The organism is Arthrobacter sp. CAU 1506 (genome assembly GCF_005047635.1).
Taxonomy (GTDB): Bacteria; Actinomycetota; Actinomycetes; order Actinomycetales; family Micrococcaceae; genus Crystallibacter.
This window is the reverse complement of record NZ_SUKC01000001.1, coordinates 170,374-182,744: the sequence shown is the minus strand read 5'-3', so window position 1 is coordinate 182,744 and position 12,371 is coordinate 170,374. Positions and strand designations below refer to the sequence as shown.

The 12,371-nt window shown below is 68.6% G+C and carries 10 protein-coding genes; 6 read left to right on the top strand and 4 right to left on the bottom strand.

The annotated features are described in order from the left end of the window. Positions 1-4: 4 nt before the first annotated feature. The 3 genes from E4J89_RS00865 to E4J89_RS00855 form a co-directional block, all read right to left on the bottom strand. Positions 5-1,042, bottom strand: coding sequence for a sialate O-acetylesterase (locus E4J89_RS00865; RefSeq protein ID WP_136784208.1), 1,038 nt, complete (start codon positions 1,040-1,042; stop codon positions 5-7). A 107-nt stretch (positions 1,043-1,149) separates the two neighbouring features. Then, on the bottom strand, positions 1,150-2,730 hold the full coding sequence (gene hutH / locus E4J89_RS00860; protein ID WP_136784207.1) for a histidine ammonia-lyase: 1,581 nt from the start codon (positions 2,728-2,730) through the stop codon (positions 1,150-1,152). A 42-nt stretch (positions 2,731-2,772) separates the two neighbouring features. After that, positions 2,773-3,801: an ABC transporter substrate-binding protein gene (locus tag E4J89_RS00855; RefSeq protein ID WP_169303879.1), complete on the bottom strand. Its 1,029-nt coding sequence runs from the start codon at positions 3,799-3,801 to the stop codon at positions 2,773-2,775. A gap of 182 nt (positions 3,802-3,983) precedes the next feature. Between E4J89_RS00855 and E4J89_RS00850 the strand changes: the two genes are divergently transcribed. The 5 genes from E4J89_RS00850 to hutI all read left to right on the top strand — a co-directional run bounded on the left by E4J89_RS00850 (position 3,984) and on the right by hutI (position 10,433). Continuing rightward, positions 3,984-4,652: a helix-turn-helix domain-containing protein gene (locus tag E4J89_RS00850; RefSeq protein WP_136784205.1), complete on the top strand. Its 669-nt coding sequence runs from the start codon at positions 3,984-3,986 to the stop codon at positions 4,650-4,652. Between the two features lie 74 nt (positions 4,653-4,726). After that, positions 4,727-6,424 (top strand): urocanate hydratase, encoded by a 1,698-nt coding sequence (gene hutU / locus E4J89_RS00845; protein ID WP_136784204.1) that lies wholly within the window; start codon positions 4,727-4,729, stop codon positions 6,422-6,424. Between the two features lie 183 nt (positions 6,425-6,607). After that, positions 6,608-7,807, top strand: a complete 1,200-nt coding sequence (locus E4J89_RS00840) for an allantoate amidohydrolase (protein ID WP_136784203.1) — start codon at positions 6,608-6,610, stop codon at positions 7,805-7,807. After that, positions 7,804-9,207 carry a formimidoylglutamate deiminase gene (locus tag E4J89_RS00835; RefSeq protein WP_136784202.1) on the top strand — a complete coding sequence of 468 codons (1,404 nt, stop codon included), beginning with the start codon at positions 7,804-7,806 and terminating at the stop codon, positions 9,205-9,207. Before E4J89_RS00840 ends, E4J89_RS00835 begins: the two co-directional genes overlap by 4 nt. Continuing rightward, positions 9,204-10,433, top strand: coding sequence for an imidazolonepropionase (gene hutI, locus E4J89_RS00830; protein WP_136784201.1), 1,230 nt, complete (start codon positions 9,204-9,206; stop codon positions 10,431-10,433). The genes E4J89_RS00835 and hutI overlap by 4 nt, the downstream gene beginning before the upstream one ends. A gap of 39 nt (positions 10,434-10,472) precedes the next feature. On the opposite strand, the gene E4J89_RS00825 is transcribed toward hutI, so the two are convergent. Then, on the bottom strand, positions 10,473-11,129 hold the full coding sequence (locus E4J89_RS00825) for a GntR family transcriptional regulator (protein WP_136784200.1): 657 nt from the start codon (positions 11,127-11,129) through the stop codon (positions 10,473-10,475). Between the two features lie 200 nt (positions 11,130-11,329). On the opposite strand from E4J89_RS00825, the gene E4J89_RS00820 reads away from it, so the two are divergent. After that, the gene (locus tag E4J89_RS00820) at positions 11,330-12,367 is read left to right on the top strand and encodes an aromatic ring-hydroxylating dioxygenase subunit alpha (RefSeq protein WP_240691607.1); all 1,038 of its coding nucleotides are present in this window, start codon (positions 11,330-11,332) and stop codon (positions 12,365-12,367) included. The last annotated feature ends 4 nt before the right edge of the window (positions 12,368-12,371 follow it).

Here is a 12,371-nt window from a genome sequence, read left to right as displayed (position 1 = left end):
GCTGTTACGCGGGCTGTCCGGCGGCCTCGGCTTCGTAGGCGCCGTAGAAGCGCAGTCCCAGTTCCCGGGCGCCGGCCGCGTTGTAGTGGATGTGGCCTTCGTCCTGGCCGGCTCCGGCGGGTCCTTCGACGAACGCAGTCCGCGGCCGGAGCGAGGGGATGGCGCGGTGCGCGGCATCGATGCCGCGGCGTCCCGGATCGCCGGGGAGCCACTCCGGCACCATGCCGCCGATCAGGAACGGCGCCGGGCCCAGGGCCTCGCGGACCAGATCGATGATCTGCAGCAGCTTGGCCTGGTACCACTCCTGGCTGGAGCCCAACACGGCATCCGCCTCGCCCTGGTGCCAGAGGACCGCGGCCAGGCGATTGTGTGGATTCAAGGCCAGGGCGCGGCGGCCGGCATCCACTGCGCGATGGAACAAATTGGTCCGGGCGGCGGTGTTGTCCGGGTCCCAGGAGTAGTCGGCGTTGCCGGTTATCGACGTGCCGCCCAGGGCCGCAGGCACCAGCAGTACCTTGCGGCCGGCTGGCTGAGCCAGCCACAGCTGCCGGGCGAATTCAAACCCAGGACCGACGGCGGGCCGGCCCTCCACCCGGACGCTGGAGACGTGGCAGAGCGGTTCGCTGGCGGTCATGACCTGGCCGGTGCGGGGACCGGAAGCGGCCAACTGATCGATGCCGTCCAGCTCCACATCGATGGCGGGGTCGAACGGCAGTCCGCAGCCCTGCATGTTGGACTGGCCCAGCAGCAGGACCACGTCGTAGCCGGCCTGCCGGGGGTCCACCCGCCCGTTCGGGGCGGTTCTCACCGCCGCCGTCGCCGTCGGTGCCAGGAGCTGGACCAGCGCGCGGTGGGTGGCCGACGTCGGATCGGCGACCAGCCGCGCGAGCTGCTCGTCGCCGGGGGTGGCATCAGGCCGCACCGAAGCTGCGGCACCGGCCGTGCCGAGCACCCCGGCACCGATTCCGGCGGCGAGCACAGGCACGGTTCGCTGCAGCAGTTTGCGGCGGCTGGGCCGGGCTTCGGGTGTGTCGGCGCCCATGCGGCAGGTCCTTCTCCGGCGCCGGCCCCCCCATGATCCCGACGTTGGTTCCGGCCCGGCGATCCGGAACCAACGGTGTTTCCGGCACCAGTGTAGTGCCGTTCGGGTCAGATCAGTGCGCTCCCGGCAGCCTGCTCGGCGGCGTCCAGCAGCGCGCCGCTGTCCACCAGCACGCGGACGGCCTCGATCTCCGGGGAGAGGTAGCGGTCGGTGCCCGGCCCGGCCACCACCGTGCGGATTTCACGGCGCACGGCGGTGACCGCAGGCGCGGACTTGGACGACTCCACACCGCCGTCGCGCATGTCCAGGGCCCGGGCGCTGGTGAGCAGTTCGATGGCCAGCACCCGGGTCAGTCCGTCCAGGGCGCGGCGCAGCTTCAGCCCGGCAGACCAGCCCATCGAGACGTGGTCTTCCTGCATGGCCGAGGACGGGATCGAATCCACCGACGCCGGATTGGCCAACCGCTTGAGCTCGCTGACAATCCCGGCCTGGGTGTACTGCGCGATCATGTGCCCGGAGTCCACACCTGGGTCGTCGGCCAGGAAGGCGTTCAGCCCGTGACTGCGGGCGGTGTCAAGGAACCGGTCGGTGCGCCGTTCGCTCATCGAGGCCAGGTCGGCCACGGCAATGGCCAGGAAATCCAGGGCGTAGCCCACCGGAGCGCCATGGAAGTTGCCATTGGACTCCACCCGGCCGTCCACGGTGACCACTGGATTATCTACGGCGGAGGACAGCTCGTAACCGGCCACCGACTCCACGTGGGCCAAGGTGGCGCGTGCTGCGCCGTGCACCTGCGGGGCGCAGCGCAGCGAGTACGCGTCCTGGACCCTGGTGAACCGGTGCTGGCCGTGCTTTTGCTCCTCGATCAGGACGGACCCGGCCAGGACGGTGCGCATGTTGGCGGCGGCGGCAATCTGGCCGGGATGCGGCCGGAGCGCGTGCAGGTCCTCGGCCAGCACCGCGTCCGTTCCCAGCAGGCCTTCAATGCTCATGGCGGCAGCGAGGTCGGCGGTCTTCAGCAGCCGGTGCAGGTCCGCCGAGGCCATGATCAGCATGCCCAGCATGCCGTCGGTGCCGTTGATCAGGGCCAGCCCTTCCTTCTCACGCAGTTCCACCGGTTCCAGCCCGGCGGCAGCCAGCGCGTCGGCCGCAGCGACCAGTTCGCCGTGCTTGTCGCGCACCTGGCCTTCGCCCATCAGGGCGAGCGCGCAATGGGCCAGCGGCGCCAGGTCGCCGGAGCAGCCCAGCGATCCGTATTCACCGACGATGGGGGTGATGCCGGCATTGAGGATCCCGGCGTAGGCCTGGGCCACCAGGGGCCGGACGCCGGTGCGGCCGGTGGCCATGGTGGACAGCCGGTTGAGCATCAGCCCGCGGATCACCTCCCGGTCGACTTCGGCGCCCGAGGATGCCGCATGGCTGCGGATCAGGCTGCGCTGCAGTTGCGTGCGCAGGTCCACCGGAATCTGTTTGGTGGCCAGGGCACCGAAGCCCGTGCTCACCCCGTAGTGCGGCACGTCGTCGTCCACCAACGCCTCGATCACCTTTCGCGAGGTGGCCATCGCCGCGAGCGACTCCTCGCTGAGTTCCACGGTGGCCCCGTGGCGGGCGACGGCGACGACGTCGGCCGGGGAGAGGGGTCCGACGGAGACGGAGACTGAAACGGTCTGGAGCTGGGACTGTGACATGGTGCCTTTCAAGCAGTAACGGGATGGCCGGGGTGCCGGGGGCTAGTCGGCGATCAGCGCCTCATAGTCGGGGTTGTTCTTCAGCACGCCGTACTTGACCGCGGCCGACCCGAGCTTCTCCAGGCCCTCCCGGTTGATCTCCGGGTACCAGCGGGACATCACCACGGTCTCTGCGAGCTCGGGCGTGATCTTCGCGTAGTCCTGGATGACGGTGCGTACCTCGTCGTCATTCTCCGCAGCGAACTGGAAGGACTTCTCCAGCGCCCTTTGGAACCGCTCGACGAGTTCGGGGTTCTCCTGCATGGTCTGCTCGGACGTGAAGTAGAAGGCCGAATCGAAGTCTTGGGTGAGGTCGGTCATCGGGCTGGACACAATTTCGCCGCCGGCTTCGAGGATCTGGGTGCGGAACGGCTCGGTGGTCCAGGCCGCGTCAACGTCGCCGCGCTCCAGCGCCGCCGGCATGTTCGGGTAGGGCATTTCCACGAAGTCGACGTCGTCAGGGTTCCCGCCGGCTTGTTCAACGGCGTTCCGGATGGTGACATCGGCAAAGTTGTTCAGTGCGTTGACGGCGACCGTCTTGCCCACCAGATCGGCCGGGTTCTCGATTCCAGCGTCCGGCAGCGCGGCGACCTCGGTCACGTCCTTGCCGGCGACGTTGGTGGAGCTGGAGCCGTTGGAGACGACGGTGATCGGCAGCCCCTTGTCCCGGGCGATCAGCAGCGACACGACGTTCGAGTAGCCGAACTGGTATTCGCCGGTCATGACCGCCGGCACAATAGCGGCGCCGCCCTGGGCCAGCTGGACCGAGAGCTGGATGCCTTCGTCCTCGAAGTAGCCCTCCTGGATGCCCAGATATACCGGCGCCACGTCCGTGATCGGGATCAGTCCCAGATTCACCTGGTCCAGGGCGGCGTCCGCCGACTGGTCCGCGGGTTGCGATCCGCCGCCGGGTGAGGAGGGGCTGCCGGAGCCGCAGCCGGTCAGCAGGAGCGCGCCAGCCAGCACGGCAGCCGAAGCGGTGGCCAGAAGGGGACGGCGGGCGCTGGGGGCCGCGGACAACAGGTGGGGCATCAAGGTCTCCTTTTTTCTGCCGATGCATGGCATGCCCGTTTCGATCAGTAAAACAAGCGGGCTGTTACCTGAAACTACCCAGCCGACGTGTGGGGGGTCAATACTTTTGGCGATAATTCTTGCCGCTGAATGAAATTGGTGTTTTACTGGCTGCAATAAATCCAACACAGCGGAGGAGCAGCATGGTGCCAAAAGCGAGCGCGGATCCCACCACCAGGGCGGCCGACCGCGCGCTGGCGCTGCTCCGCATCGTCTGCGAGAACGACGGCGTCAAGCTCGCCGACGCGGCGAAGGCAGTCGACTTGTCCGCCTCAACGGCGCTGCGCCTGCTGCGGACCCTCGAAGCCAACGGATTCGCGGCCAAGCGTGGGAACGCCTTGTACCGGCCGGGCTTTCGGATGGTGCAGCTGGGCGTGCAGGCGCTGAGCCACGAGTCGCTGGTCGACGCCAGCCGCGATGTCCTGCGCGCGCTGGTAGACCGGACCGGCGAATCCGCCTACCTGAGCGTGACCGCCGGGAGCGAGCACGGACTGTACGTGGCTATCGAAGAAGGCACCCACACCGTGCGGCACGTGAACTGGGTGGGTCGGACCTTCCCGATCGCGGGCAGCGCGGCCGGAGCTGCCCTGAGCGGCCAGGTGGACCGCGGCACGTTTACCGTCATGGCGGACAGCGTGGAGGCCGACGTGACCGCCGTCGCGGCTCCTGTCTTCGCCGGAGACAAAGTCGTCGCTGCTCTGAGCATCGTCGCCCCGAGTTACCGCACCACACCGGAGGCAGCAGAAAAATTCGGGCTGCTGTTGGCCGAACAAGCCGGCGCACTCTTCACCGAGCCGGAAACCACGTCCTAGCCAGTTGCCCCCCCAGATTCATCCAGACCCAATTCTTCCCAGCCAAATTCGTCCCAGCCAGAAAGGGCACAACAATGACGTTCACCCAGCATGATCCCTCCCGGAGCATCCGGGCTTCCCGCGGCACCACACTGACCGCCAAGAGCTGGCAGACCGAGGCGCCGCTTCGGATGCTGATGAACAACCTGGACCCCGAAGTGGCCGAGCGGCCCGAAGACCTGGTGGTCTACGGCGGCACCGGCCGCGCCGCGCGGTCCTGGGAAGCCTACGACGCGATCGTCAAGACGCTCGAGGACCTGGAAGAGGATGAGACGCTGCTGGTGCAGTCGGGCAAACCGGTCGGCGTGCTCCGGACCAACCCGTGGGCGCCGCGCGTGCTGCTGGCCAACTCGAACCTGGTGGGGGACTGGGCCAACTGGCCGGAGTTCCGTCGGCTGGAAGCCGAGGGCCTGATGATGTACGGCCAGATGACCGCCGGTTCCTGGATCTACATCGGCACCCAAGGCATCCTGCAGGGCACCTTCGAGACGTTCGCCGCCGTCGGGGCCAAGCTGCACGAGGCGGGCAAGACCGGATCACCCACGCTGGCCGGGACGCTGACGCTGACCGGCGGCTGCGGCGGCATGGGCGGGGCCCAGCCGCTGGCGGTCACTCTCAACGACGGTGCCTGCCTGATCGTCGACGTGGACGAGGCCAGGCTGCACCGCCGCGTGGGCAAGCGCTATCTGGACGAGGTGGAGACGGATCTGGACACCGCCATCGCCAAGGTCCTGAAGGCGAAGGAAGAAGGCCGCGGCTGGTCCGTGGGCTACGTGGGCAATGCCGCCGAAGTGTTCCCGGAGATCCTGCGCAGGCACCGGGCCGGCGAGCTCACCGTGGACGTAGTCACCGACCAGACCTCCGCCCACGATCCGCTGTCCTACCTGCCCGAAGGAATCTCGGTGGCGGACTGGCAGCGCGAGGCAGAGGCCGATCCGGAGGGGTTCACCAAGAAGGCGCAGGCCTCGATGGCCCGGCACGTGCAGGCGATGGTGGAGTTCCAGGATGCCGGCGCAGAGGTCTTCGACTACGGCAACTCGATCCGCGACGAGGCACGCAAGGGCGGCTACGACCGGGCCTTCGAGTTCCCCGGCTTCGTTCCGGCCTACATCCGTCCGCTGTTCTGCGAGGGGCTCGGGCCGTTCCGCTGGGTGGCGCTGTCGGGCGATCCGAAGGACATCGAGGTCACGGACGCTGCGCTGAAGGAACTCTTCCCGGAGAACGAACACCTGCACCGCTGGCTCGACGCCGCCGCCGAGCGGGTGGAGTTCGAGGGGCTGCCGGCCCGCATCTGCTGGTTGGGCTACGGCGAGCGGCACCAGGCCGGCCTGCTGTTCAACCGTCTGGTGGCAGAAGGCAAGGTCTCGGCACCGATCGTGATCGGCCGCGACCACCTTGACTCCGGCTCTGTTGCCTCGCCCTACCGCGAGACCGAGGCCATGGCCGACGGCTCCGACGCCATCGCCGACTGGCCGCTGCTCAACGCGCTGACGGCCGCGAGCTCCGGAGCCACCTGGGTCTCCATCCACCACGGCGGAGGTGTTGGCATCGGTCGTTCCATCCACGCCGGCCAGGTCTCGGTGGCCGATGGCACCGAACTGGCCGCACAGAAGCTGGAGCGCTTGCTGACCAACGATCCGGGCATGGGTGTGATCCGGCATGTGGATGCGGGCTACGATCGGGCCGTCGAGGTGGCGGCCGAGCGCGGTGTCCGGATCCCGATGAACGACTAGGTAGGCGGCCTGCGGCCGGCTTTCGCCGGCGCTTCGACACCTCGCTCGTTCCTCGCTCGGCGAGGCGCGCCTACACGAAAGCCGGCCTCCGGCCTTTCTCACGAATGTTCGGGGATGCCTGCATACGCTGATTTATGTATCCAGGCCATCGGCCCTCCCAGTAGCTAAGAAGGAAGTTGGTTTATGCAGACCGTCACGTCACTCTTGGAGTCCATTGCTGATGTCGGGCGGGATGGGCAGCGCGGGGGGTATTCGCGGCCGGTGTTTTCGACCGCGGAGCTGGATTTGCGCGGCTGGTTCATTGAGCAGGCCGGGCGCCGTGGCCTGGAGGTGGAAACGGACCGCAACGGCATCATCTGGGCGTGGTGGGGCGGGCCGCAGCGCGGTGCACTGGTCACCGGAAGCCACCTGGATTCAGTGCCGGGCGGCGGAGCCTTCGACGGTCCGCTGGGCGTCGCCTCCGCGCTCGCCGCCGTGGACGTGCTTAAAGAGCGCGGCGTGCAGCCGAACAGGTCGCTGGCCGTCACGGTCTTTCCGGAAGAGGAGGGTTCGCGGTTCGGTGTGGCGTGCCTGGGTTCGCGGCTGCTGGCCGGGGCCATCGATCCGGACAGGGCCCGCAACCTGCGCGATGAGCACGGCACCACCTTTGCCGATGCCGCCCGGGCCAATGGGCTGGATCCGGCGCACCTCGGGCGCGACGACGAGGCGCTGGCACGGATCGGCGACTTCATCGAGCTGCACGTGGAGCAGGGCCGCGGCCTGGGCGAGGACGGCCCGGCCATCGCCGTCGGCAGTTCCATTCTGGGCCACGGGCGGTGGCGGATCAGCGTCGCCGGACAGGGCAACCATGCCGGCACCACGCTGATGGCCGACCGCGCGGATCCGATGGTGGCCGCCGCGCAGATCATTCTGGCCGTGCAGCAGACGGCCGCCAAGCAGTCTGACGCCCGGGCGACCGTCGGGCGGATCCAGCCCGTTCCCGGCGGCACGAATGTGATTGCCTCGCGGGTGGATTTGTGGCTGGATGCTCGGCATCCCGACGACGCGGTCACCGCGGAGCTGGTCGAGACCATCCACGGCAAGGCCCAGAAGATTGCCGCCTTCGAGGGCTGTTCGGTGTCACTCACCGAGGAGTCCTACAGCGGCACCGTGCACTTCGATTCCGCCCTGCAGCGCCAGCTGGAAAATGCCCTGCCCGGTGCCCCGGTGCTGGCCACCGGCGCCGGCCACGACGCCGGCGTGCTGGCCGCGCGGGTGCCGTCGGGCATGCTGTTCGTGAAGAACCCCTCCGGCATCTCGCACTCGCCGGAGGAATACGTGGAGCCGTGGGACGCCGACGCCGGCGCCGCCGCGCTCGCCGATGTCCTGGAGGCGCTGCTGTGAGCCGCATTTGGTGCGAGCGTGCCTGGCTGGGGCCGGAGGGCGTGGCGGATAACATCCTGCTGGAAAACGACGACGGCGGTGCCATCACCCACGTGGGCACGGCACCGCGGCCGGATCCTGGCGCCGGCGTCCTCACGCTGGACGGCGTGGTCTTTCCCGCCGCGGCCAACGCGCATTCGCACGCTTTCCACCGCGCGCTGCGCGGCCGCACGCATACCGGCAGGGGGGACTTCTGGACCTGGCGGGAGCAGATGTATCGGGCGGCCGGTGCGCTGACCCCCGGGAAGTACGAGCGGCTGGCCACCGCCGTGTTTGCCGAGATGGTGACCGCCGGTTTCAGCAGCGTGGCCGAATTCCACTACGTCCACCACCGCCCGGACGGCGCTGCGTACGGCAGTGCCGCGGCCGGGGACGGTCCAGAGGGCGCCGGCCCCCGGGGCGAGGATGATGACCTCGACAGCGAGCATGCGATGGAACTGGCGCTCTGCCGGGCCGCGGCAGCAGCCGGAATCCGGCTGACCCTGCTGGACACCTGCTATCTGGCCGGCGGGATCGGTAAGCCGCTGGCCCCTGAACAACAGCGGTTCGGCGACGGCGACGTACACGCCTGGCTGGACCGGCTGGATTCGCTCCGGAAGGCGGTTGCAGCCCGGTTCGACCCGGCCCGGATCACCGTGGGCGCAGCATTGCACTCGGTGCGCGGCGTGCCCGAATCCGCGCTGCCGGTCATTGCCGACCGGCTGTCGCCGGAGCTGCCGCTGCACATCCATTTGTCCGAGCAGCCGGCCGAGAACGAAGCCTGCCTGGCCGAGTACGGCGTCACGCCCGCCGGACTGCTGGCGCGGCACGGCCTGCTGTCGCCACGGTTGAGCGCCGTCCATGCCACCCACCTGACCGCCGAGGACATCGACCTGCTGGGCGGTGCGGGCGCCACCGTGGTGATGTGCCCGACGACCGAAGCCGACCTCGCCGACGGGATCGGTCCGGCCCGGGCTTTGGCCGACGCCGGCGCCCGCATCGCCCTCGGCACCGACCAGCATGCCGTGGTGGACCCGTGGCTGGAGATGCGGGCGCTGGAGCACGGCGAACGCCTGGCCAGCGGGCAGCGCGGCCGGTTCACTCCGGATGAACTCCTGCAGGCCGCGTCGGCCGGAGCCGTCGCAGCGATGGGGACTCCGACCGCGGGCATCGCCGTCGGCTTGGCAGCCGATCTGGCCGCGGTCAACCCCGCGACCATGCGGACGGTGGGCTCGGATCCCGGCCAGTTGCCGTTGACGGCCACGTCAGCGGATGTCACGGCCGTCGTCGTCGGCGGGGAACTGCTGGCGGCCAACGGCGTCCACTCGCGGCTGGGCCAGCCGGCCGACCTGCTGGCCGCGGCATTGAAGGAGATCGCATGAGCACCGTCATTACCCATATCGGCGAACTGCACACGCAGGATCCGGCCCGCGGCGCCGAGGCAGTGCTGCACGATGCCGCCGTGATCATCGAGGGGGAGCGGATTGCCTGGCTCGGCCCCTCGGCGCAGGCGCCGGAGGCCGACGAACAGTTCGACGCCGGCGGTCGGGCGGTGTTGCCGGGCTGGGTGGACTCGCATACCCACTTGGTCTTTGCCGGCGACCGCACCGCCGAATTCGAAGCCCGGATGGCCGGACAGTCCTATCAGGCCGGCGGGATCGCCGTCACCACCGGCGCCACCCGCGAAGCCAGCGACTATGATCTGACCCGGCTGCTGCTGGCCCGTGTCGCGGAGGCATCGGCCGGCGGTACTACCTACCTGGAGACGAAGACCGGCTACGGCCTGGACGTGGAGCAGGAGGCCCGCAGCGCCCGGATCGCCTCCACGGTGGTCGACGAGGTGACCTACCTGGGCGCGCACCTGGTCCCGGACGGCATCGACGCCGACGAGTACACCGACCTGGTCTGTGGCGACATGCTGGCTGCGGTCCGGCCCTATGTCCAGTGGGCGGATGTGTTTTGCGAACGCGGCGCCTTCACCGAGGAGCAGTCCCGCCGGGTGCTCGCTGCCTGCCGAGATGCCGGGCTGGGGCTGCGCGTGCACGGCAACCAGTTGGGCGAGGGGCCCGGCGTCCGGCTGGCGGTGGAATTCGGCGCGGCCAGCGTGGACCACGTGAACTACCTTTCCGACGACGACGTCGCGGCGCTCGCCGGAACCTGGGCGGGCTGGGACCGCGCCAGCGGCACGGGGGAGCGCGGCACGGTGGCCACCTGCCTGCCGGCCTGCGATCTGTCCACCCGGCAGCCGCTGGCGCCGGGCCGGCAGCTGCTGGATGCCGGCGCGGAAATTGCCCTCGCCTCCAACTGCAACCCCGGCACCTCCTTCACCAGTTCCATGAACTTTTGCGTGACGACGGCGGTGCTGCAGATGGGATTGAGCGTCCAGGAAGCTGTCCGCGCGGCGACCTACGGAGGTGCCCTAGCCTTGGGCCGCCACGTAGGCCGGGACGCGGACGGGCAGCGGGCAGTGGGTTCCATCGCCGTCGGGCACCGCGCCGATCTGCACTTGCTGAACGCGCCCTCGGCCACGCATCTTGCCTACCGGCCCGGCATGCCGCTGACGGCCGCGGTGTGGCGGGCCGGCATGCGCTCGGCCGGGAGGGGCTGAGCCGGGCTCCGACGCAGGTACGGGACAGCGCGCGGGTATTCAGCCGATGTGTTCGTAGCGGTTGGGGTCTTTGACGTCGTGGCAATGCGCCAGCACCTCGACGGCGCGGTCCGGGTCCTGGTCCTTGAGTGCCTGCAGAATGCTGCGGTGATCATGGATGACCTTGGCCTGGTGGTCGGGTCCCTGCCGATAGGTCAAGGTAATCCTGTGCTGGATGGGGTGGTTCCAGATGGAGGAAATGACGCCGCGCAGGTAGTCGTTGGCAGCGGGTTCCACCAAGGCCAGATGGAACGCGCGGCCTAGCCGGAACAGTTCGCCGCTGTCCTGCGGATCAACGATCTCTGTCTCGTCGATGAGGCCGCCCAGCCGCACCAGCTGCTGGGGTGTGTAGGAGCCGATGGCGTTCCGCACCGCGAGGGATTCCAAGGCGTAGCGGACCTCGAAGACGTTTTCAATCTCGCGTTCGTCGAGCTGGTTGACGATATAGCCCTTGCCGGGGACAAGCGTGGTCAGTCCCTCCAGTGTCAGTTGGGTGAGAGCATCGCGGACAGGTGTGCGGGACACGCCGTATTGCGCTGCCACCCCTTCCTGGGCCAAAGCGGAGCCTGGCTTGATGGTCCCGCTGATGATGTCGGCGCTCAGCTGCTCATGGACGCGGACCGCCAGCGGTCTCACGTCATTCGGTATCGCAGCCACAGTGGCCTCCTTCTGTTGTTCTTTTGTGCACTCTAGCGTTCAGCAGGCAGCAGGACGCGCAGCGAGCCGGAAAATCGGGTGAAACGGTAACCTGCTGATCCTTTTGCGGAAAGTGCTTGACGTCACATCTACGCTCTGAATACAGTGTATACACACGTGATGGAGGAGAACCGAAAATGTATGTGCTGAACACTTGGTATGTGGCTGCGTGGTCAACGGAGGTCACGCGCAAGCCGGTGCGCCGGGTTATCTGCGAGCAGCCGATCGTCCTGTTCCGGACCCAGGACAACGAAGCCATTGCCCTGGCGGACCGCTGTGCGCACCGCGCCTTCCCGCTCTCCGAGGGCCGGACCGTCGGTGACTCGGTGGAGTGCGGCTACCACGGTTTTACCTACGGCCCGGATGGCATGTGCACCAAGGTGCCGGCGCAGACGTCGATCCCGGAACGCGCCAAGGTGCGCAAGTACCCGGTGGTGGAGCAGGACGGCTGGATCTGGGTCTGGACCGGCGATCCGGAGCTGGCCAATCCCGCTGACGTCCCGGACACCCACTGGATGGTGGACCCGGAGTGGGCCACCGTCACGCATTCGTACCACTTCAAGTGCCGGGCCGACTTGATCCACGACAACCTGTTGGACCTGACCCATGAGTCTTTCCTGCACCAGACCACGGTGGGTGACGACTACATCTACGAGCACGGGATCACCGTCGAGGTCGACGGCAACGTGGTCAGCGTCGACCGCCTGATGCCCTCGGTTGAAGCGCCGCCGCTGTACGCCGAAACCATGGACGCCCGCGGACTGTTCGACCGCTTCCACTGCACGGAATTCTTCGTCCCGAACCTGCATGTGCTGCACTCGGGCATCACCGGCGAGGGCAAGCCGCGCGAAGAGGGCTTCCTGATCAAGGTGCTGAACGGCATCACGCCGATCGACGCGCACAACTCCTGGTACTACTACGCCTTCAGCCGCAACTTCGCCGTCGACAACGAGCAGGCAACCGAGGACCTGCGCATCGGCCTGGCCACGGTGCTGGACGAGGACGCTTCCGCGCTGGAGGCACAGGAGATTGGCATGCAGACCCGCCCCGAGGGCGAGTTCGACGTGCTGATCGCCCAGGACGGCGGCGTGGCCCGGGCCCGGCGCATCCTGGCTGCGCTGCTGAAGCAGGAACAGCAGGCGAAGGATGCGGCCCGGCCGGCCGCCCGCCGGGAGCCGGTCGCTCCCCGGACGGCATAGGTCC